Raw genomic sequence first — 21246 nt, 5'->3', positions numbered from 1 at the left:
CCGCACAGTCAGGAGCACTCATGAAAGAGAAAACACCCCCCATGCCCGCGACCGTGACCCCGCTCGGGGCACTGCTGACCCGCCACGCGGATGCCGAGACCTGTGCCGACCCGAGCAGCGTGATGACTCTGCCGGCCGACTCGGACGGCACCGCAGGCGGCTGCACGAGCTACCGGTCCACCTTCGCCAAGGGCGCGACAGGGGCGCCCGCCCACTTCCACACCCGGGCATCGGAACTCTTCTTCGTCATCAGCGGCGCCCTACAGGTCCTGGTGGGCGAGGAGGTCACCGTGCTCGAGGCGGGCGACTTCCTCTCCGTACCGCCGCACACCCCGCACGCCTTCGCGGCCGCCCCGGGCCGCGAAGCGGATGTCCTGTTCGTCTTCACCCCGGGTATGGGCCGGTTCGACTACCTGCGCCTGCTCGGCCGGGTGATGCGCGGCGAGGCGGACCCGCAGGAGATCGCCGAGTCCTCGGAACGCTTCGACAACCACTACGTCGACAGCCCGGTCCGGCGCGCCGCCCTGGAGCGTTCCGCATGATCGACTCCACGACCCGGATCCGGGTGGCCCGGCCCTCACGGGACCTCGCGGCCGCCGAGCGCTTCTACGTGGACGGTCTCGGCCTGGACGTCCTGTGGCGATCCACCGAGCGTGTCGCGGGTGAGCACGACCTCCTGATGGTCGGCCCGCCGGGTGCCGCCTGGCACTTCGAACTCACGCATGACCCCGAACGGCCGCTCGAGCCCACCCCGACGGTGGACGACCTGTTCGTCGTCTACCTCGGCGCCCCGGTGGACCAAGCACTGGTCGACCGCCTGGAGGCCCAGGGGGGTACCAGGGTTCCCGCGCACAACCCCTACTGGGACCGGTACGGCGTGACCGTCGCCGACCCCGACGGATACCTGCTCGTCCTGTGCTCACGCGCCTGGACCGTCTGAACCCGCGACCTCCCAGTCGCACGGCGGACCGCCCGCCTGCACCGGCGCCGTCCGGTGCGGGCGGGCCGGCGCCGTGGAGCCGACGGATCGCTCCGCACGGGCGCATGGCGTGACCGCGGGGCGGCACATCCAGGCCTCCGTCGAGCTCCCGCAGCGGTCCAACTTCCCCAGGGTCGTGGCGGGCAGGGCCCTGAACCGAGCGTCCGCAGCCGACCTCGTTCGTGGCAGGGGCGTCCACAGTTAATCGCTGGTGCCTGCTCCGGTGACCCTTGTAGGTTGGCGTCGCGACCGCGCCTCCGATGCGCTCGGCTGCGGCTACTTCCTTTGACAACCAAGTGATGCCGCAGCCTTCTTCGATCTCGGCGGGCGCGGCCGTCTTCGCCCCCGTCGGGTCATGTGGCCGGGGCCGTCCCGTCCCTTGAATCCAGGGGGATTCACTGCCTCGTCACGCTCCGCGCGTTTCCAAGATGTGGTCCGAGATGCTCGTGGCCCCGCACATTTCGGCGACCGCCCGCGCGATGCCCACAGCACGGCCCCACCCCAGGCCCGCGGGGCCGGACCCGCGCACCCATCAGGTCGGCCCGGCCTTCCTCCGGGAGCCCCGCGACGAACTCTTCCTCCTCGCGGTCGGCAACTTCGTCTCCCAGGAGACCTTCTACGAGAGCGGTGAGGAGCGGGACGGCCGGTACGCGCGTCTCGTCCGTCAACTCGCCGTCGAGGACCCCGTGTGGACGGCGGGCCTGCTGAGCTGGCTTCGTGGCGAGGCCAACATGCGCACGGCGTCCCTGGTGGGCGCCGCAGCCTATGTGCGGGCCAGGCTCGACGCCGGGGCGTCCGGGGGCCCGTCCAACCGGTCCGTGATCGACTCGGTGCTCCAGCGCGCCGACGAGCCCGGCGAACTGCTCGCCCACTGGATCTCGGCGTACGGGCGGAACGTGCCGCAGCCCGTGAAGCGGGGCATCGCCGACGGCGTCCGCCGGCTGTACACGTCCCGGTCCCTGCTCAAGTACGACACCGCGTCCAGGGCTTTCCGCTTCGGCGACGTGCTCAACCTGGTGCACGCCTCACCCGACCCGGACAAGCCCTGGCAGGGCGCGCTGTTCCGGTACGCGCTGGACCGTCGCCACCACCCCGAGCAGGCGGTTCCGCCGGCCTCCGACCGGCTGCTGACCGCCCACCGGGCGCTGACGGAGTCGGCCGTCGAAGAGCGGCGGGCGGTGGTCACCGGGCCGGGCGGCTCCGAGCGGCTGGCCGCGGCGGGCATGACGTGGGAGGCCCTGGCGGGATGGCTCCAGGGACCGATGGACGCCGGCGTCTGGGAAGCCGTGATTCCCACGATGGGGTCGATGGCGCTCCTGCGGAACCTGCGGAACTTCGACGAGGCGGGAGTCTCGGACGAAGTCGCGGCCCGGGTCGCGGAACGGCTCTCGGACCCCTCCGAGGTCGCCCGGTCCCGGCAGTTCCCCTTCCGCTACCTGGCCGCCCACCAGCACGCGCGGCCCGAGCGCTGGGCAGCCGCGCTGGAACACGCGCTGGGCCACTCCCTGGCCGACGTACCGCCCCTGCCCGGCCGGACCCTGATCCTGGTCGACCGGTCCGACTCCATGTTCTGGGACACCGTCTCCGAACGGTCCAAGCTGACCCGGGCGGACGCGGCGGCCGTCTTCGGCACCGCGCTGGCCATGCGGGCCGAGCAGGCGGATCTGGTGGAGTTCGGCTGGAACAGCAGGCAGGTGCCGTTCGAGCCGGGCGAGCCGGTGCTCCATGTGCTGAAACGGTTCCACGGTCTGGGAGGCACCTACACCACGAAAGCGGTGCGGACCCACTACCGGGAACACGACCGGGTCCTGATCGTCACCGACGAGCAGGCCGCCCCCGACAGTCCTGACGGGCCCGCCGATCCGGTCCCGGCCGACATCCCGGTCTACACGTGGAACCTCGCCGGATACCGGCCCGCCCACGGCCCGACGGGGCCCCACCGGCACACCTTCGGCGGCCTCACGGACGCCGCGTTCCGGATGGTCGGCCTCATCGAGGCCGGCCGCGAGGCCGCGTGGCCGTGGACCACGGATCCGGCCTGATCCCGGCCTGATCCGGTGCGATCCGGCCTGATCCCGGCCTGTTCGGTCAGACTCGGCCGAGGCGCCGGACCGGACGGCGCCATCGCAGGTCACTCGGGGTACCGGTCCGCCGGATGGCGGTCGGCGCGGGCGTCGGACACGGTGGTGATGCAGGGACCCGCACCGGGAGGACCGCACCGGGAGGACCCCATCGTGCGCATCGTCACGGCCACTGTCGCCGCCCTGGCCTTCGCGGCCATGGCCGTACCGGCCGCGACCCTCGCACCACCGCGCTCGCCGGTCACCGACGGAGTGTGGCGGACGGACGGCTACGGCACCCTGCTCGTCCTCGGCCAGGGCGGCCTGCGGCAGTACCAGACCACGTCCGTCAGCTGCATCGAGGGCGACTCCGCACGACAGACCGGCCCCGGCTCCTACACCACGTCCGACGGCACCGTCCTCACCGTACGGACCGGCCGCGACGACGACCACGCCCGGATCGCCGAGGACGGCTCGGTCGGACACCGCGAGCTCACCCGGATCCGCACCCTGCCCGACGACTGCGGCCGGCCGGCGCCGAAGGACCCACGGGCCGGCTTCGACGCGCTCTGGCAGACCTTCGAGGAGAACTACCCCTTCTTCGGCCGCAAGGGCGTCGACTGGCACGCCGTCCGCGACCGGTACCGGCCGCAGGTGCACCGGAACACCACGGGCCCCGAACTCTTCGGCATCTTCAGCCGCATGCTGAAGCCCCTGTACGACGTCCATGTCACGGTCGAGGACGGCGAGCGCGACTTCTTCGAGGTACGGCCCGGCACCGAGCCGCCGAGCGAGGAACTGGACGACAGGGCCAAGCGTTTCATCGAAGCCCGAGACCTGAAGGACGCCACGCACCGGCAGGACTTCGCCGAGGGGCACATCACCTACGCCGACCTGCGCGACGACCTCGGCTACCTGCGGATCTCCGCCTTCGACCACTTCGCCGGCGACGACGCGCCCTACACCGCGCACCGCACGGAACTCGACCGGGCGCTCGACACCGTCCTCACCCCGAGCCGTACCCGGCGCCTGAAAGGCCTGATCATCGACCTGCGCGTGAACGACGGCGGTTACGACGCCCTCGGCATCCGGACAGCCGGACGGCTGACCGACACCCCCTACACCGCCTACGCCAAGCGCGTCCGCAACGACCCGGCCGACCACACCCGGCACACCCGGCCCGAACCCGTGCCCGTCGTCCCGGCCGACGCGCCCCGGTACACCGGCCCGATCGCCGTCCTCACCGGCGGATCGACGGTCAGCGCCGGCGAGACCTTCACCCAGGCCCTGTTCGACCGGACCGGCCGCACCGTGCGCATCGGCCGGCCCACCCAGGGCGTCTTCTCGGACCCGTTGACGCGCAGCCTCCCCGGAGACATGTTCTTCACCCTGCCGAACGAGGAGTACCTGACCCGTACCGGCCGCACCTTCGACGGCACGGGCATCCCACCGGACCTGACCGAACCCGTCTTCACCGAGGAGGAGTTCGCGAAGAACCGCGACTCGGCCTTCGACCGTGCGGTCGCCGTCCTGCGCGCCCCCGGCTGATCCCGGCCGGGCGGGAGCGCGGATCAGTCGACGGGCCAGGTGTGCACCGGGGCGTTGAGGTGCATGTAGTCGATGTACACCTGGGTCATCCGGCGCAGGGCCTCGTGCCGGCCGGCGTGCGTGGTGGCGTCGATGTGATGGAACATCTCCTTCTGCCACACCGCGCCGTTGCGCGCCGTCACACAACGCTGTTCGATGACACCGAGGAGCGGCTCCCGCCAGGCGGCGTCCATGCCGGTCTGCTCCAGGCCGCGGTGCGCGAGCGGCAGGAGCCGGCGCAGCACCAGCTCCGGCACATGGACCTCGCCCATCCCGGGCCAGTACAGCAGCGCCTCGATACCGTGCCGGGCGGCGGCGTGCAGATTGTCCTCGGCGGCCGCGAAGGACATCCGCGACCACACCGGGCGGTCCTCCTCCACCAGGGCCCGGGTGAGCCCGTAGTAGAACGCGCCGTTGGCGAGGGTGTCGGCGACGGTCGGGCCGGCGGGCAGCACCCGGTTCTCCACCCGGATGTGCGGCCGGTCGTGGGCGACGGCGTAGACCGGCCGGTTCCAGCGGTAGATCGTGCCGTTGTGCAGGGTGAGCTCGGAGAGTTCGGGGATGTCGCCGCGGTCCAGCGTCTCCACCGGATCCTGCTCGTCGCACAGCGGGAGGAGGGCCGGGAAGTAGCGCAGGTTCTCCTCGAAGAGGTCGAAGACGCTGTTGATCCACCGCTCACCGAACCACACCCGCGGCCGCACCCCCTGCACCTTGATCTCCTCCGGACGGGTGTCGGTGGCCTGCTCGAACAGCGGGATCCGGGTCTCGTGCCACAGCTCCTTGCCGAACAGAAAGGGGGAGTTGGCCGCGAGCGCGACCTGCACGCCCGCGATCGCCTGCGCCGCGTTCCAGTAGCCGGCGAACTCCTCGGGCGAGACCTGGAGATGGAACTGCGTGCTGGTGCACGCGGCCTCCGGGGTGATCGTGTCCGCGTAGGTCCGCAGCCGGTCGGCTCCGTCGATCTCGATGCGCAGGTCCTCGCCGCGGGCCGCGAAGACCTGGTCGTTGAGCAGCCGGTAGCGGGGATTCTCCGACAGCGCCCCCTCACCGATCTGCTCCTGCAGGAGCGTGGGCAGGATCCCGACCGTGATCAGACGGGCGCCGACCGACCGGGCACGCTCGTCGGCATGGTTCAGCGCGGCCCGGATCTCTCCCTCCCAGGCGTCCGGACCGCCCGCGATCAGCCGCCTGGGCGGAACGTTGATCTCCAGGTTGAACCGGCCCAGCTCGGTGGACCACGCGGGATCGGAGATCGCCTCCAGCACATCGGTGTTGCGCATCGCCGGCTCGGCGTCGTCGTCCACCAGATTCAGCTCGATCTCCAGACCCACCTGGGGCCGCTCCGACTCGAAATGTGCCTCGCGCAGCATCTGCGCGAACGCGTCCAGGCACTCCTGCATCTTGATCCGGTACCGGCGGCGGTCCTCGCGCGTGAAGACGAGCGCCGGGACGTCACGCCCCATAGGCCCTCCCGGGTCCCTCGGCGGACACCTCTCCACCCAGCGTCGCATCATCGTGCGATGCCCACCAAGCGGATGCCCGGCCGGGCCGACGCCGGGAGACGCGCACCGCCGCGTCCCCGTGGCGACCACCCGGCGGGCCGGGGCACGCGGGCCCACGCCCCATGCGCTCCCGCAGCAGCACTCCCGCACCCGAGTACCCGAGCACTCGCGCCCCCCCCGCACCGCACCTTCGCGCCCACCGCGCCGCTCGCTCCGAGCCCCGGGCGTCACCCGGTGGTCCGCCGGTGACGGCTGTTGGGAAGATGGGCACATGACCATCTCCCGCGGCGCCCGCCGGCCCACCATCGCCGATGTGGCCGAGGCCGCGTCGGTGTCCCGGACGACGGTGTCCCACGCCCTCAACGGCATCGGCAAGGTGGATCCGCGGACCCGCGAGCGCATCAAGAAGATCGCCGCGGACCTGGGTTACCGGCCCAACCTGCGCGCCCAGCGGCTGCGCCGTGGCGAGGCCAGGGCCATCGCGCTGGCCTCCTCGATGCCGTTCGCGGTGGCCGGCGGCCCGTCCCGGCTCGGTTTCTACATGGAGGTGGCCGCCGCGGCGGCCGAACGCGCCCTCGTCCACGAGTACGCGCTGGTGCTGATCCCGCCCGTGCAGTCCGGATCCGCGCTGTACACCGTCGACATCGACGGTGCCATCGTGGTCGAACCCGCGGCGGACGACGCGGCCGTGGCCCAACTGCGCGAGCGCGGGCTGCCGTACGTCACGCTGGGCCGGCCCACCGCGCCGGACGACGACGCGCCCTACGTGGACCTGCACGGAGGCCGGGTCGTCGAACTGCTCCTGGACCACCTGCGCGCCCAGGGCGCCCGCCGTCCCGCCCTCGTCGTCGGCGCGGGCACCCGCCACTCCTCGGTCGACGCCCGCGCCGCCTACGAACGCGCGGCGGCGGCCCACGGCTGGACGCCGGTCGTCGCCTGCGCGCCGGAGGACGGCGGCGAGCAGGCGGGGTACGACCGGTGCGCCGCACTGCTCACCGAGCATCCCGGCGTCGACGCGCTGTGCGTGCTCGTCGACGCCTTCGCCGTCGGGGCGGTGCGGGCGCTGCGCGACGCGGGCCGCCGGGTGCCCGACGACGTCATGGTCGTCACCCGGTACGACGGTCTGCGCGCCCGCACCTGCGAACCGCCGCTCACCGCGGTCGACCTGCGCCTGGACCGGGCCGCGGCGGACGCGGTGGAGCTGCTGCTGGGCCGGCTGGGAGCGCAACCGGGAGCCGGCGCCGGGGAGCCGGCGACCGGTGCCGGCGGCGACTCCGGTGGCGGTCCGGTCGGCGACAGCCGTTCCGGTTCCGTCGGTCGCACCGTCGGCCGCTCCGGTGACGACGGCGAGCGGGCGGGGCGCGGGGTGCCGGCCCCCGAGCCACGGCTCGTCGTCCGCGCCTCGTCCCTGCGGCGCTAGGGGGCCCGGCGCCCGCCGCTGTGGTTCAGCCGCCCGCCATCAGGACCAGCCCGGACACCAGGGCGAACGCGAGCACGAAGGCGCGCATCCGCTTCGCGTCGACACGCTGGTGCACCAGACGGCTCAGCCAGGCGCCCGCCGCCAGCGCGGGCAGCAGCAGCGTCGCCCAGCCCAGGTCCGCCGCGCGGCCCCGGCCGCTGACGAACAGCAGGGCGAGGGAGGCGACTTCGCCGGTCAGGAAGCAGAGGGCGACCGTGGCGCGCAGCTCGGCGGGCGGCCGGTGCTGGTAGACGAGGGCGAGCGGCGGACCACCGACCCCGGTCGCCGTCTCGGTCAGTCCGGTGACGACGCCCGCGCCCACATAGGCGCCGCGCCCCGGCACGAAGCCCGGCACGGCGAGGCTCACCACCGCCGCCAGCACCGTCGCGGCGCCGACGACCGTCCCCAGGTCGCCCTCCGGTACGACCCACAGCAGCGCGAGCCCTCCCGGGGTCGCCGTCAGCCGCGCGGCCGTGATCCAGCCGGCGCCCCGCAGATCGAGGCTGTGCCGCTCCCGCCAGGCGACGTACATGTTCAGCGGGATCATCGAGGTGAGCACGAACACGGGCAGCAGCCCCGGATCGAGCAGTCCCGCGACCGGTGCCACGATCAGTGCGAAGCCCAGCCCGCTGGCGCCCTGCACGAACGCGGCCGCCGCCACGGTCAGTGCCAGCACGGCGAGCGTCGCCCCGGTCATGCCCGGCCTCCGGCGGCACGGGCCGAAGAGGCTGCCGTCGCCGGTTCGGCCGCCCTCGTCGCTCGCGCCCCCGCCGTCGTCGCCTCGGCCGAGCCCGGTGCCGCCGGTGCCGTCATCCCGGTCGGCCGTGCCGCCGTTGTCGGCCGTGCCGGTCCCGCCTGGCGCCACGCGTCCACCGACGTCGGGTGGGCTCGTGTCACCCCGGCCCGTGCCACCACCCGGCGGGCCAGTTCCGCGGCCCGCCGGACCAGGGCCGGGCCGTCCCAGTCCGGCGGCCAGCCGCGCCACAGCCGCATCCGGCCGGCGACGAACACGGCGGTGAGCTGGTCCCGGTTGCCGCGTCGGACCAGCTCCCAGGGCAGGTCCCAGGACAGCCGCATCTCCGGTCCGCTGACGTCCACGAGCAGGAAGTCGGCGGCCCGGCCCACCGCGACCCGCCCGGTGAGCCGGCCGAGCCCGACCGCGTCCGCACCCCCCGCGCCGGCCCGCTCCAGCCAGGTCCAGCCGGCCCCGCAGGAGGAGTCGCCGCCGGCCAGACCGTAGGTGAGCCGCTGGGCGGACTCGGCCGCGTCCGCGAGCCGGAATCCGTCGCCGCGGGTGCCGTCGGTACCGAGGCCGAACCTGACGCCCCGCTCGGCGAAGGCCGTGGCAGGCGCGACCGCGTTGCCCTTCCAGGCGCTGGCGACCGGGTTGTAGCTCACCGCCGTACCGGAGTCGGCGAGCAGCGTGACCTCGGCCGGGGTGAGCAGCGTGGCGTGGGCGGCGAGCAGCTGCGGACCGAGCGCGCCCACGTGGTGCAGGTACTCCAGGGGCCGCATCCCGTGCCGGACGAGGGAGCGTTCGACGGCGACGAGGTGTTCGTTCACATGGATCTGCACGACGGTCCCCGCGGCGGCGGCCAGACGTGCCGTGGCGGCCAGCGTCGGCCCGGTCGCGGCCTCCGGGACGGACACGGCGAGCGACGGGTGGACCAGGCCGTCGCCGCCGTAGCGGGCCAGATGACGTTCGGCGGCGGCGAGCACGGCACGCGGATCGGCGTCCTCGCCGGTGCCGTCCGCGGCGTCGTTGCAGACCAGGCCGAGCACACAGCGGATGCCCGCGTCCCGCGCCGCCGAGGCGACCACGTCCGCGTCCACCCGGGCACGGGTGCCGGCCTCGGCGACCGTGGTGAATCCGCCGCGCAGCGACTCCAGGGCGGCCAGTTTCGCGGCCACGTACGCCGACTCCTCGTCCAGCGCGCGCTCCAGCGGCACCCATACCCGGCGGAAGATCTCCGAGGGCTCCCCGAAGGCGAGCGCGCCCCCGAAACTCTGGGTCAGATGATGGTGGGCGTCGACGAAGCCGGGCATCAGCACATGCCCGGGCAGCCGCAGCGGCGTCAGCGAGGGGTGCGTACGCACGATCCGCTCGGCGGGACCGACATCGCGGAACACGCCGTCCCGCACCAGCACCGCGTGCCCGTCCAGCGGGCCGTCGGCGGTCAGCGTCACATCGGGGACCAGCAGCAGCGTCTCGTGCCGCAGCCGGTCCGGGGTCAGGTCGCTCATGGTTCTCCGTGGTTCGAACGGACGGATGGGCTGTCGTACGGGCGGCGGCTCACGCGCGGGCGGCCGGACCGGGCACTCCGTCCGGTACGGCGGTGGCGGCGGTCGCGGTCCGGCGGCCCAGGTGGTGGAAGACGACGTTGAGGACGGCGGCGGTCAGGGCGCCCACGGCGACCCCGCTCTCCAGCAGGATCCGTACGCCGGACGGGAAACCGGCGTACACACCGGGCACCAGGACCGGCAGCAGTCCCAGCGCCAGCGCGACCGCACACGTGAGGGTGGCCGTGTGGTCCTCCAGCCGGGCCCGCCCGAGCATCTGCACGCCCAGTACGGTGATCACCGCGAAGACGGTCATCGCGGCGCCGCCCACCACGGCCGGGGGCATGACGCTGATGGCCCGGGCGACGGGCGTGAGGAAGCCGAGGACCACGAGGACGACCCCCGCGGCGGCCGTGACGTACCGGCTGCGCACCCCGGTCACCCGGACGATGCCGATGTTCTCCCCGCTCGTGACCATCAACGGCAGCCCGAAGAGGCCGCCGAGCAGCGAGGTGAGGGCGTCCCCGCGGACGGTGCGCGGCACGGCCGACCGGATGTCGATGTCCTTGCCCACCGCCTCGGCGTTGATGACGGTCTGCCCCGTCGCCTCGGCCATGGCGGCCAGGCTGTACAGCATCAGCGGCAGCGCGGCGACGAGGTCGAAGGCGGGCGTGCCGAACGGCAGCGGGCCGGGCACGCCGACCAGGGGCCCGGAGAGCAGGGCGCCCGGGTGCACCTGGCCGGCGGCGCAGGCGAGGGCCGTCCCCACGGCCAGGCCGAGCATGACGGCGAGCTGGCGCAGCACCCCGCGGAGCAACCGGCTGAAGAGCACGATCAGGCCGATCGTGGCGAACGCGAGCCCCAGCCGGGCCGGATCGGCGAAGCCGGGTGTGCCGGGCTGCCCGGTGACCAGCAGCGCGCCGACCTTCACCAGGTTGACCCCGACGATCACGATCATCGTGCCGATGACCAGGGGCGGGAAGAACCTCAGCAGGCGCGCGAACAGCGGCAGGACGACGAAGGTGAACGCGGCGGTGAGGAGCACGGCGCCGGTGGCGGTGCGCAGTCCGTGCTGCTGCGCGATGGACATGAACAGGATCAGGGGTGCGCCGCCGGGCAGCATCACGAACGGCAGCCGGGGACCGAACTTCCACGGGCCGAGCGACTGGACCAGCGATCCGACGCCGGACAGCAGCAGGGCCGCCGACAGCAGATCGACGGTGACGTCCGGCTTCAGCCGGAGGGTGGCGCTCATCAGGAAGATCGCGGAGATCGGTGTCGCCGCCATGACGAGGACGTGCTGGACGCCGAAGAGGAGGATCCGGCCGAGGGGGCGGGACTCGTCCACGGGGTGCACGGCACCGGTGGCGGCGTTCTGCGGGGGATCGGGGACGACGGGATGTGCGGGACTGGACACGCGCGGGCTCCGTTCGGCTCGCTCGGTGCAGGCCTGACGATCCGGCCGTGGACGGCGGCCAAATCGATTTGGCCAAATCGATTTGGCGGTCAGTATGGGGGTGCGGCCAGGGGGTTGGTCAAGGGGGTGAACGCCGTCGGCCCGCCGCATCGAGGGCCGCTGCGGCGGGCCGGCCGGTCGGGACCGGACAGGAGTGGTCGGGTTCAGACGGTCTTGCGGGCCACGCCGCCGTAGAAGCCGATCTCCTCGGACCGCGGGGGCGGCGGGCTGTCCGGGCGCCAGAACGGCACCTGGGCCAGTCCCGGTTCGATGAGGTCGAAGCCGTCGAAGAACCGTTCCACCTCGGCGTGGGTGCGCAGGTTCAGGGAGGCGGTCGCCTTGGTGTAGACGGCCTGGGCGGCGGTGCGGTCGGCGAAGTCGCCGGTGGCGTGCGAGAGCACCAGGAAGCTGCCGGCGGGCAGCGCGTCGCGCAGCGTGGCGACGATCTCGGCGGGCCGGTCAGCGTCGGCCAGGAAGTGCAGGATCGCGACGAGGAGCAGGGCGACCGGGCGGTCGAAGTCGATGAGCTGGCGGACGTCCGGATGGTCCAGGAGGGACCGCGGGTCGCGCAGGTCGCCGAGCACGATACGGGTCGTGCCGGACCGGCTGAGCAGGGCGTTGCCGTGCGCGGCGACGATCGGGTCGTTGTCGACGTAGGCCACGCGGACGTCCGGCGCCGCCGACTGGGCGACCTCGTGCACGTTCGGCGAGGTGGGCAGCCCGGTGCCGATGTCCAGGATCTGGCGCACGCCGCTGTCCACGACGTACCGGACGGCACGCCGCAGGAATGCGCGGTTCGCCCGGACGCCGATCCGTGCCTCGGGCGCCGCGGCGGCGAGTTCGTCGCCCGCCCGCTGGTCCACCTCGTAGTTGTCCTTGCCGCCCAGGAGGTAGTCGTAGATCCGCGCGGGATGCGGTCTGCTGGTGTCGATGCTCACGGCCTCGAAGCCGTCCTGTGTCACGCTGTGCTCCTCTCCACGACCGGCACGGCCTCGGCCCGTACCGGCCGGGCACAGCTTCCCACATCAACTCGTATGCCTTGGCCGGGAGTTCCCGCAGCCCCCGGAGGGCCGGGCCGGCCGCCGGAGGGCTGGCGCCGACCGCCGGCGGGCCGGTGCCGAGCGCCGGACTGCCAGTGCCGGCCAAGGGATCGTCCGTGCCGGCGATCGTCTGTGGCGGCCAGGGGATCGTCTGCGGCGGCCGCCGGCGGGCCTGTGCCGGCCGGGGGACCGCCAATCTCCGCCGCCGGCGGGCCGGGGCCGCCCCTGGTGCCTCACCCGGCCGGACCCCCTCGGATGGCCCGGGCACGCCGGGCGTCGGAGGGTCTGAAGAGGACCGGTGGTCCGGGCACGTCCGCCGGCCGCCCCCACGAACCGGCCCACCGCCTCGGCCGCCCGAGCGGCGGCGGGCCGACCGGCAGGGACGGGGAACGCTTAATCCATGCGCTCGGGTCGTTCCCCGCCCCGTCGAACGCCGGCGGTCTCGCTCCCGCCGGCGACCGGCCTCGTCGGCAGCGTGCCGAGCGGCGCTTGTGGGGCTCGGCCGCTCACCGGCCGGGACCGGGCCCGCGCACGCTGCGGGTCGGGTACGCGCCCTCGCCGCTCCTCGTCTCGGCACCGTGAGTTTCCGGTTGCTCCAGACAGAGAGCCGCCAGGCGCGGCAGCCGGCGAGCCAGCTCCCCGTGGTCGTCGAAATCGAAGTTCCAGGCGGGGTCCAGGCCCGGGTACCGGACGGTGAAGGCACGGTCGGGGAGTGGTTCGCCGGTCGCCATGATGTGTGCGTTCCAGGCGATGCTCAGCGCCTCCTCGCAGTCGAGATCGGCTCCGTCGGCCGCTGAGGCCCGCACGACGGGCAGTTCCGCCAGGGCATCGGGGTCGGCGACGACGCGCTCGAAGGTCTCGCGTCCCTGCGCGATCAACCAGCCACGGAAGTAGTCGAAGCCGTCGTCGGAGCACCCTCCGTTGATCACGTAGGCGGCGGCCCACAGAGGGTTGGTGTAGGAGTCCGCCATCAGGTCCCAGAGCACCTGCTGAGCGGCGACGATCTCCCGGGCCGGATGTGTGGCCAGCCGCGAGGCCGCCCGGCGGACGACCTCCTCCTCGTCGTCCGGGTCGGACGCCCGACCGCGGGCTTCCTCGACGAGCTGCCAGAACCGCTGTCTGTTCATGGCGGCAGAGCATGCCACCGGGTACCGACATCTCGCGGAGATCCTGCCGCGCCGCGGCCGAACACCCGTCCCGCGTGGCCGCACCCGGTCGCCGACCGCGGTTCACCGCCGGCCCGGGCCGTGCGCGCTTGCCGCGGGAAACCGATCGGTTTACGGTGGAGGGAAACCGATCGGTTTCACATGGGAGACGGACATGACGTCGATCAAGAACTCTGTCGCGCTGGTCACCGGCGGCAGCCGCGGACTGGGCAAGGCGCTGGTGGAAGAGCTGTACGCGCGTGGCGCCGCCAAGGTCTACGCCACCGCCCGTGACCCGCGCGGCGTCACACACCCCGACGCCGTACCCCTCGCTCTGGAGGTCACCGACCCCCGGTCCGTCGAGGCCGCGGCGGAGCAGGCCCAGGACGTCACCCTCCTGGTCAACAACGCCGGCATCTCGCTCGGCGCGCGCTCCTTCCTGGACGCCCCGCTCGACGACGTGCGCCGGGAGTTCGAGGCCAACTTCTACGGGCCGCTGCTGGTCACCCGGGCCTTCGTGCCGATCGTCGAGCGCAACGGCGGCGGGCATCTCCTCAACGTCCACTCCGTGCTCTCCTGGATCGGCCTCGCCGGCTCCTACAGCGCCACCAAGGCGGCCCTGTGGTCCCAGACCAACTCGTTGCGCCTGGAACTGGCCCCGCGGGGCATCGGCGTGACCGGACTGCACGTCGGCTACATCGACACCGACATGGCCGCGGACGTGGACGCGCCCAAGTCCACCCCCCAGGACGTCGCCGCGCTCGCGCTCGACGGCGTGGAGGCCGGGGCGTACGAGGTGCTGGCGGACGACATCAGCCGGCAGGTGAAGGCGGGTCTGTCCGGAGACCTGGCGGCGCTCTATCCGCAGCTGGCCGTCTGACCCCGGCCGGCCCGCGGCGACGGCCGGGCGGTGCGCTCGCACCCCGCTCCCGGAAAAACGGGATGCGACGGCGCGGGCGCTCGCGTTAACGTGACCGCATGTCTACGCCCCGAATTTCCTAGCTGAGGACCCGCTTCCACGCCAGAAGTGTGTCCTCTTGCTTTTTCGGAGCGTTCCCCCATGATCACCGTTCGTGATGCCGAGCTGCGCGCCGGCGCCCGCCTCCTGCTCTCCGGCGTCTCCTTCACCGTCTCCCCCGGGGACCGGATCGGCCTCGTCGGCCGCAACGGCGCCGGCAAGACCACCCTCATGACGGCACTCGCCGGGCGGTCCAGGCCCGCCTCCGGCACCATCACCCACACCGGGCCGGTCGGCTTCCTCGCGCAGGACTCCCGCGCCGCCGACCCGGCCGCGACCGTCACCGACCGCATCCTGTCCGCCCGCGGCCTCGACGGCGCGCTGCGCGCCCTGCGCAAGGCCGAGACGGCGATGGCCGACGCCGCCGACGCGACGGCACTGGAACGCGCGATGCGCGCCTACGCCCGCGCCGACGCCGCCTTCCAGGCCGGCGGGGGATACGCGGCCGAGGCCGAGGCGGCCCGCGTCGCGGCCGGACTCGGCCTGCCCGAACACGCGCTGGCCGAGCCGGTCGGCACCCTCTCCGGCGGACAGAAGCGACGCGTCGAACTCGCCCGCATCCTGTTCGCCGGAACCGACCGCACCCTGCTGCTGGACGAGCCGACCAACCACCTCGACGCCGACTCGCTCGCCTGGCTGCGCACCTTCCTCCAGGCCCACCAGGGCGGTCTGGTGGTGATCAGCCATGACACGGCCCTGCTCGCCGACGTCGTCAACCGTGTCTTCCACCTGGACGCCCCCCGGGCGACGATCGACATCCACAACACGGGCTGGCACACGTATCTGGGCCGGCGCGACGCGGACGAGCGGCGCCGCACCCGCGAGCGGACGAGCGCCGAACGCAAGGCCGCCGCCCTGCACGCCCAGGCCGACCGGATGAAGGCCCGCTCCGCCACCGCCACCATGGCGCGGAGCATGGCCCGGCGCGCCGACCGGATGCTGGCCGGACTGGAACCGTCCCGGCGTACCGAGAAGACCGCGCGAATCCGGCTGCCCGAACCCGCCCCCTGCGGGCGGACCCCGCTCGGCGCGATTGGCCTCGCCAAGTCCTACGGCGGCCGCCGGGTCCTCGCCGGGGTGGACCTGGCCGTGGACCGGGGGAGCCGGCTGGTCGTGCTCGGTCTCAACGGCGCCGGGAAGACCACCCTGCTGCGCGTCCTCGCCGGTGCCGAGCGGCCCGACGGCGGACGGGTGGTGCACGGGCACGGACTGCGGCTGGGCTACTTCGCCCAGGAGCACGACACGCTCGACACCGGGCGCACGGTCCTGGAGAACCTGGGCCTGGCCGCGCCGCACCTGAGTTCCGGCGAGGCGCGGCGTGTGCTGGGTGCGTTCCTGTTCACCGGCGACGACGCCGACAAGCCCGCGGGTGTGCTGTCCGGCGGGGAGAAGACCCGGCTGGCGCTGGCCGGCCTGGTCCACTCGGGGGCGAACGTGCTGCTGCTGGACGAACCCACCAACAACCTCGACCCGGCCTCGCGCGACGAGGTGCTGGGCGCGGTGGGCTCCTATCCCGGCGCGATCGTGATGGTCACCCACGACGAGGACGCCGTCGACGCCCTGCGCCCGGACCGGGTCCTGCTCCTGCCGGACGCGGACGAGGACCTGTGGAACGAGGACTACCGGGACCTGATCACCCTCGCGTGACGGCCCTGCGTGACGGCTGATGTCTGCCCCTTGCCGCGTGCTGGGCCTCGGCTTGGGGTGGCGCGGCTTCGCGTGGCGCTGGGCCTTCACCAGGCGCCGGGACTCCGCCTCGATGCCGGGCCCGGTCCGGCGTCGTACCCTCGCCCGACGCCGTACCCCCGCCCGAGTCCGGGCGCGGGCCCGGCCTCGGGCCGGGGTGGCGGGGGGCGGTCAGAAGTGGGTGCCGCCGTCGACGCGGATCTCGGTCCCGGTGATGAACCCGCCGTCCCGGGAGCCGAGCATGGCCACCACGGACGCCACCGTCTCGGGGCCGGCGAAGCCCCGGCCGAGGGCGGGGGAGAGCTTCGCGAACAGGCTCATGTCGGCATCGGCGGGAAGCCCCGGCCCGCTGCTCTGCCCGCTGGCGCCGCTGCCGTCGGTCATACCGCTGGAGATGGAGCCGGGCTGGACGGCGGTGAACCGGATGCCCCGGCCGGCGTACTCGGCGGCGAGCGCGTGCGTCATCGACTGGACGCCGCCCTTGCTCGCCGCGTAGGCGGCCATGTAGGGATGCGCGAACACGGCCGAGGTGGAGCTGAAGTTGACGACCGCCGCGTCCTGGCCGGCCAGCAGCGCGGGTATCGCCTCGCGGATCACGAGGAAGGTGCCGACGAGGTTCACCCGCAGGATGCGGGTGAACTCCGCGAGGCTCGTCCGGTCGGTGTGCGAGGAGCGCAGGATCCCGGCGGCGTTGACGAGCACGTCCAGGCCGCCGAGCGCGCCGGTCGCGGCGGCGACCCCGGCGCGTACGGAGTCCTCGTCGGCGATGTCCACGACGCGGGTCGTGAGCCGGTCCGTGTACGCGGCGGCCTTCTCCGCGGTGTCCCACAGACCCTGTTCACTCACGTCCGCGGCCACCACGCTGCCGCCCTCGGCGAGGATGCGCAGCACGGTGGCCTGGCCGATACCGGACCCGCCTCCGGTGATCAGCACGCGGCGGCCTTCGTAGCGGTTCATGTGTTCTCCTGCCCGGCCCGCCGGCGCGCGGCGGGGTCGGTGCGACGCCGGATCTCTTGCCGGCCGGCGTCCCGATGCCTTCACGTTACGCCGTAGTGGCACGTTTTGCCATTACGTCACTACGTGCCATCACCGGCTCGCGGGCCGTACCCTTGCTGAGGTGAGCACCAAGCCGCCCTCCTCCCTGACCGAGCGCCGCAAGGCCGCGACCCAGCTGGACATCGCGCACGCGGCGGCCGAACTGTTCGCCGCGCAGGGGCCGCACGCGACCACCGCCGAGGAGATCGCCCGGCACGCGGGCGTGGCGCTGCGGACCTTCTACCGCTACTTCCGCTCCAAGCAGGACGCGGTGAGCCCCCTGCTGGCGGACGGAGCCGGCCGGTGGCGGGCGCTGCTGGAGGCGGCCGAGCCCGGTGCCGGTCTGTCGGGGGCCCTCGAGTCGGCCGTGCAGGAGTCGCTGGCGGCGCCGGACGAGGAGGCGGCCGGGGCGCTGCTGCGGACCCGGGGGCTGCTGCGGGCGGCGGCGGACGATCCCGCCTTGCGCGCGGTGTGGTACCGGGTGAACCAGGAGTCCGAGGAACGGCTCGTCCCGGTCGTCGCCCGGCTCGCGGGCGGGCTGGAGCCGTTGCAGGCACGCCTGGTCGCGGCGGCGGCCACGGACGCGATCCGCATCGCCCTGGAGACCTGGGCGGGCACGGAGGCCGGCGTCGCCGGCCAGGGCTCCCCGGCCGCGCTCGCGCTGCGGTGCCTGCGGCAACTCCTGGGCGGGATGGACACGTTGCTGCCGACGGGGGACGACAGGGCGTAGGGCTCCTGTTCGGGTCACGCTGCATCAGACGCCCGGGGCCGGTGAGGGCCGTGTCCCGGCCGGGGCCCGGGGTACTCGGGTGATCGGCGCGGAGACAGCGCCGGAGCGACAGTGGGAGGAGGCCGCCATGACCGGGTCCGGCCGCAGCCTGCCGACGGGGCTCCACAAGGGTCTTCCCGGCGTCCCCGGTCTCTCCTGCCTCTCTGGTCTCTCCGGTCTCTCCGGCATCCCCGGCACTGACGGCGAGCGGCGGTATGAGCGGTGACACCGGTGCCGGCCGGGCGGTGACCGTCGTCGTGACCAGGGTCGTCGCCCCGGGCAAGGAGGACGATTTCGCCCGCTGGGCCGACGAGGTCGACCGGGCCGCCGCCGGCTTCCCCGGCCACCTCGGTGCCGTGCGGCTGCACGACGCCCAGGGGCTGCACCACCTCGTCTACCGCTTCGACTCCGCCGAGCACCTCGACGCCTGGGAACGGTCGGACGTGCGGCAGGAGCTGCTCCGGCGCGGTAACCGGATCTCGGACCCACGGAGCAGCAGCAGCGCCGACCTGGCCCCCTGGTTCACCCTGCAGGAGCGTGGCGTCCCGCCCAAGTGGAAGAGTTTCCTGACCACTTGGGCAGCGGCCTACCCCTGCCTGCTGACGTTCGCCACACTTCTGAAGCTGCTGTTCCCGGGCCTTCCGCAGTCCGCGGCCCTGGCCGTCAACTCCTTTCTGCTCACCGCCCTGCTCACCTGGGTGATCCAGCCGAGACTCACCCGCCAGGCCCGCCCGTGGCTGCTGCGCGGAGCGCATCCGGCACCGACCAGGGGGACGGCTCCGGCACCGCGTCGCAGGGCCTGACGCGAGAGGGCGGAGACCCGGGGGCCGCTCCGGTGGACGCGGTGACCGGGGGCGATTGTCAGTGGGTGCCCCTACGGTGAGCAGCAGTTCAGGAGCCGCGGGAACGGCCGCGGGTCCGTCTGGGGAGGGGTCTGCCATGTCCACGGCGGTGTCGACGACGTATCTGGAGCTGTCCCAGGAGGGCGGCGGCGCCCACAAGTTCTACGAGGTGATCGTCGACGGCCTGACGGTGACGGTGCGGTACGGCAGGATCGGCGCCGCCGGGCAGACGCAGACGCAGACGTTCGCGACCGTGGAGAAGGCGCGGGCCGCCGCGGCGAAGAAGGTGGGGGAGAAGGTCCGCAGGGGTTACGCCCCGGCCGTCCAGGGCGGTCGCGCTCCCCGCGCGGTGACCCGCCGTCAGGTCGCCTCCGCTCCGTCCACCGCCCGCGCCGTGGCACCGGTGCTGTGGCGGTTCCGCACCGGCTCCGCCGCGTTCGGCATCCATGTCGACGACGAGCGCTGCTGGGTGGGGAACCAGGCCGGTGATGTCTACACCCTGGACCACGAGGGCGCCGTCCTGGCCCGCTTCAGCCTGCCGGACGGCGTGAAGTGCCTGGTCGCCGACGACTTCTGGATCTACGCGGGCTGCGACGACGGCAAGGTCTACGACCTCTCCTCCAAACTCCCCTTCGCCGCCTACGACATCGCCGCCGATGTCGACATCTTCTGGCTCGACATCCACGAGGGCGTGCTGGACGTCTCGGACTGCGACGGCCGCCTCACCGTCATCGACCACGAGGACGAACACCAGTGGTCCCGCCGTAGCCAGGGTGAGCACGCCTGGATGGTCCGCGCCGACGACCGTGCGGTCTACCACGGCCACCAGCGGGGCGTCACCGCCTACGCGCCGGACGGCGGCGGAGAGCTGTGGCACACCCCCACCAAGGGCGGCGTGCTGTTCGGCTGGCAGGAGCGGGACGCGGTGTACGCGGGCACCGCGCACCGCGTGGTCCAGCGGCTGTCGAAGGACACCGGCGCCATCGAGGCGACGTACGCGTGCGACAGCTCGGTGTACTCGTGCGCCACCTCGCCCGGCGGCCGGTTCGTCTTCGCCGGCGACGCGGCCTCCTCCGTCTACTGCTTCGACCGGGACGGCAGGCGGCTGTGGAAGCTCGGCACGGGCAGCGGCTCGGCCCTGTCGATGCAGTACCACGACGAGCGCCTGTACCTGGTCACCACCGACGGCTCCCTGGTGTGCGTCGACGCGAGCGAGGCGGCCATCTCCGCGGCCCAGCAGGGCACGGTACCGGTGGCGCGGGACGTCAAGCTCGCCGCCGCCCTCCCGACGTACGCTCCGGCCACGGCCGTGGCCGCGGTGGCCACGGTCGCCCAGGCGCCCGCCGGGGCGGTGGTGGTCCAGTGCGTCCAGGACAGCGGCCGACTGCGGGTGCACGTGGTCTCCGACGGTTACGACGCCTCCTGGAACGTCCAGTTCCCGCGCGCGATACGCGAGCCCGGCGCCCGGTACGTCGTCGACGCCCTCCACCCGGCCGCGGGCGGCTTCTACCGGGTCCGGGGCGACATCCGACGCCTGCTCTGAGACCTCATCCGCTCCCGGCACCGCCCCGGGATGCCGCACCGAGCGGGAGGCACGGCACCGAACGCTCCCCGGCGGCGCCCTGCCCGCCCGGCTCCACCCGGAACAGCCGGGCTCCCGGCCGCCGGGTCACCGCCGCTTCGAGGTGTCCGTCCGCGAACAGCGCAGCCACGCCGTCCTCCAGCGCCCAGCCCGCGGGAAGCGCGCCGGTGCTCACGGCGTTCCGGTAGGACGGGCGACGGCCCGGCTCGCTGTCGTAGTGCGGGCACACCGAGCCGGGAAGCAGGCCCAGACCGTCCCGCAGGACCGCGAGCGGACCGAAGGAGTCGGTGTGCGAGGCGTCTGCCCAGCAGTTGGCGCCGGCGCTGATCCCGCACAGCACGGTCCCGCGGTCGTACGCCTCACGCAGCAGCCGGTCCACCCCGTGCACCCGCCAGACGGCCAGCAGGTTCGCGGTGTTGCCGCCGCCGACGTAGACCACGTCGCGGGAGAGCAGGAAGTCCCGCAGCGCGTCGTCGTCCAGTTCCCGCCGGAACAACGACAGCACGGTGGGCTCGCAGTCCCGGGGCCGGAAGGCGGTCAGGAACTGGTCGACATAGCCGGGGGCGTCGCCGCTCGCCGTGGGCAGGAAGCACACCTTGGGGCGGGGGCCGCGGGCGTGGGTGAGCAGCCAGTCGTCCAGGAGTCCGTCCTCGTCCATGGAGAAACCTCCGCCGAGGAGCACCACACGACGGGCGGGAACGGTCACCACGGACTGCCTCCTTCGGCGGACGGCCGGAGCGGGATGAGTCGGAGGATGCCGGGGCGGTGACAGCGCCGCAATCGAATAAGCCCCCTGCTCCGCCCCA

18 protein-coding genes are annotated in these 21246 nt (G+C 73.5%); 10 read left to right on the top strand and 8 right to left on the bottom strand.

The annotated features are described in order from the left end of the window. The first annotated feature begins 41 nt into the window (after window positions 1–41). The 4 genes from FHS34_RS12270 to FHS34_RS12255 all read left to right on the top strand — a co-directional run bounded on the left by FHS34_RS12270 (window position 42) and on the right by FHS34_RS12255 (window position 4587). Window positions 42–542: a cupin domain-containing protein gene (locus tag FHS34_RS12270; RefSeq protein ID WP_225817370.1), complete on the top strand. Its 501-nt coding sequence runs from the start codon at window positions 42–44 to the stop codon at window positions 540–542. Further along, window positions 539–940, top strand: a complete 402-nt coding sequence (locus tag FHS34_RS12265) for a VOC family protein (RefSeq protein WP_184964123.1) — start codon at window positions 539–541, stop codon at window positions 938–940. The genes FHS34_RS12270 and FHS34_RS12265 overlap by 4 nt, the downstream gene beginning before the upstream one ends. 479 nt (window positions 941–1419) lie before the next feature. Then, window positions 1420–3021 (top strand): TROVE domain-containing protein, encoded by a 1602-nt coding sequence (locus FHS34_RS12260; protein ID WP_184964121.1) that lies wholly within the window; start codon window positions 1420–1422, stop codon window positions 3019–3021. A 192-nt stretch (window positions 3022–3213) separates the two neighbouring features. Then, window positions 3214–4587 (top strand): S41 family peptidase, encoded by a 1374-nt coding sequence (locus FHS34_RS12255; protein WP_184964118.1) that lies wholly within the window; start codon window positions 3214–3216, stop codon window positions 4585–4587. A 23-nt stretch (window positions 4588–4610) separates the two neighbouring features. Here FHS34_RS12255 and FHS34_RS12250 read toward each other — a convergent pair whose 3' ends face one another. Then, window positions 4611–6089 (bottom strand): glutamate-cysteine ligase family protein, encoded by a 1479-nt coding sequence (locus tag FHS34_RS12250; RefSeq protein ID WP_184964116.1) that lies wholly within the window; start codon window positions 6087–6089, stop codon window positions 4611–4613. 310 nt (window positions 6090–6399) lie between these two features. Between FHS34_RS12250 and FHS34_RS12245 the strand changes: the two genes are divergently transcribed. Continuing rightward, window positions 6400–7548: a LacI family DNA-binding transcriptional regulator gene (locus FHS34_RS12245; protein ID WP_225817368.1), complete on the top strand. Its 1149-nt coding sequence runs from the start codon at window positions 6400–6402 to the stop codon at window positions 7546–7548. A gap of 25 nt (window positions 7549–7573) precedes the next feature. Here the strand turns inward: FHS34_RS12245 and FHS34_RS12240 are convergent, their stop codons facing one another. The 5 genes from FHS34_RS12240 to FHS34_RS12220 all read right to left on the bottom strand — a co-directional run bounded on the left by FHS34_RS12240 (window position 7574) and on the right by FHS34_RS12220 (window position 13490). Further along, the gene (locus FHS34_RS12240) at window positions 7574–8284 is read right to left on the bottom strand and encodes a sulfite exporter TauE/SafE family protein (protein ID WP_184964114.1); all 711 of its coding nucleotides are present in this window, start codon (window positions 8282–8284) and stop codon (window positions 7574–7576) included. Next, window positions 8281–9831 (bottom strand): amidohydrolase family protein, encoded by a 1551-nt coding sequence (locus FHS34_RS12235; protein ID WP_184964112.1) that lies wholly within the window; start codon window positions 9829–9831, stop codon window positions 8281–8283. Before FHS34_RS12235 ends, FHS34_RS12240 begins: the two co-directional genes overlap by 4 nt. Window positions 9832–9880: 49 nt before the next feature. Next, window positions 9881–11284, bottom strand: a complete 1404-nt coding sequence (locus FHS34_RS12230; RefSeq protein WP_225817367.1) for a uracil-xanthine permease family protein — start codon at window positions 11282–11284, stop codon at window positions 9881–9883. Between the two features lie 203 nt (window positions 11285–11487). Then, a complete protein-coding gene (locus FHS34_RS12225; protein WP_184964108.1) occupies window positions 11488–12285 on the bottom strand; it encodes an SAM-dependent methyltransferase in 798 nt (265 codons plus the stop codon). 584 nt (window positions 12286–12869) lie between these two features. Continuing rightward, window positions 12870–13490 carry a DUF4240 domain-containing protein gene (locus FHS34_RS12220; RefSeq protein WP_184964106.1) on the bottom strand — a complete coding sequence of 207 codons (621 nt, stop codon included), beginning with the start codon at window positions 13488–13490 and terminating at the stop codon, window positions 12870–12872. A gap of 193 nt (window positions 13491–13683) precedes the next feature. Here FHS34_RS12220 and FHS34_RS12215 point away from each other — a divergent pair, with 193 nt between their 5' ends. Both FHS34_RS12215 and FHS34_RS12210 read left to right on the top strand, forming a co-directional pair. Next, window positions 13684–14388, top strand: coding sequence for an SDR family oxidoreductase (locus FHS34_RS12215; protein ID WP_184964104.1), 705 nt, complete (start codon window positions 13684–13686; stop codon window positions 14386–14388). A 180-nt stretch (window positions 14389–14568) separates the two neighbouring features. Further along, window positions 14569–16173: an ABC-F family ATP-binding cassette domain-containing protein gene (locus FHS34_RS12210; protein ID WP_184964102.1), complete on the top strand. Its 1605-nt coding sequence runs from the start codon at window positions 14569–14571 to the stop codon at window positions 16171–16173. Window positions 16174–16383: 210 nt separating this feature from the next. Here the strand turns inward: FHS34_RS12210 and FHS34_RS12205 are convergent, their stop codons facing one another. After that, window positions 16384–17169, bottom strand: coding sequence for an SDR family NAD(P)-dependent oxidoreductase (locus tag FHS34_RS12205; protein ID WP_184964099.1), 786 nt, complete (start codon window positions 17167–17169; stop codon window positions 16384–16386). Between the two features lie 160 nt (window positions 17170–17329). On the opposite strand from FHS34_RS12205, the gene FHS34_RS12200 reads away from it, so the two are divergent. From FHS34_RS12200 to FHS34_RS12190, 3 genes are all read left to right on the top strand, one after another. After that, window positions 17330–17977 carry a TetR/AcrR family transcriptional regulator gene (locus tag FHS34_RS12200; RefSeq protein ID WP_184964097.1) on the top strand — a complete coding sequence of 216 codons (648 nt, stop codon included), beginning with the start codon at window positions 17330–17332 and terminating at the stop codon, window positions 17975–17977. 254 nt (window positions 17978–18231) lie between these two features. Next, window positions 18232–18819, top strand: coding sequence for an antibiotic biosynthesis monooxygenase (locus FHS34_RS12195; protein ID WP_184964095.1), 588 nt, complete (start codon window positions 18232–18234; stop codon window positions 18817–18819). 136 nt (window positions 18820–18955) lie between these two features. After that, a complete protein-coding gene (locus FHS34_RS12190; RefSeq protein ID WP_184964094.1) occupies window positions 18956–20401 on the top strand; it encodes a WGR domain-containing protein in 1446 nt (481 codons plus the stop codon). A gap of 4 nt (window positions 20402–20405) precedes the next feature. Here the strand turns inward: FHS34_RS12190 and FHS34_RS12185 are convergent, their stop codons facing one another. Then, window positions 20406–21098, bottom strand: coding sequence for a Type 1 glutamine amidotransferase-like domain-containing protein (locus tag FHS34_RS12185; protein WP_184964335.1), 693 nt, complete (start codon window positions 21096–21098; stop codon window positions 20406–20408). Between the last annotated feature and the right edge of the window lie 148 nt (window positions 21099–21246).

Source organism: Streptomyces echinatus, assembly GCF_014203595.1.
Classification (GTDB): Bacteria; Actinomycetota; Actinomycetes; order Streptomycetales; family Streptomycetaceae; genus Streptomyces; species Streptomyces echinatus.
This window is presented reverse-complemented; position numbering and strand designations above follow the sequence as displayed.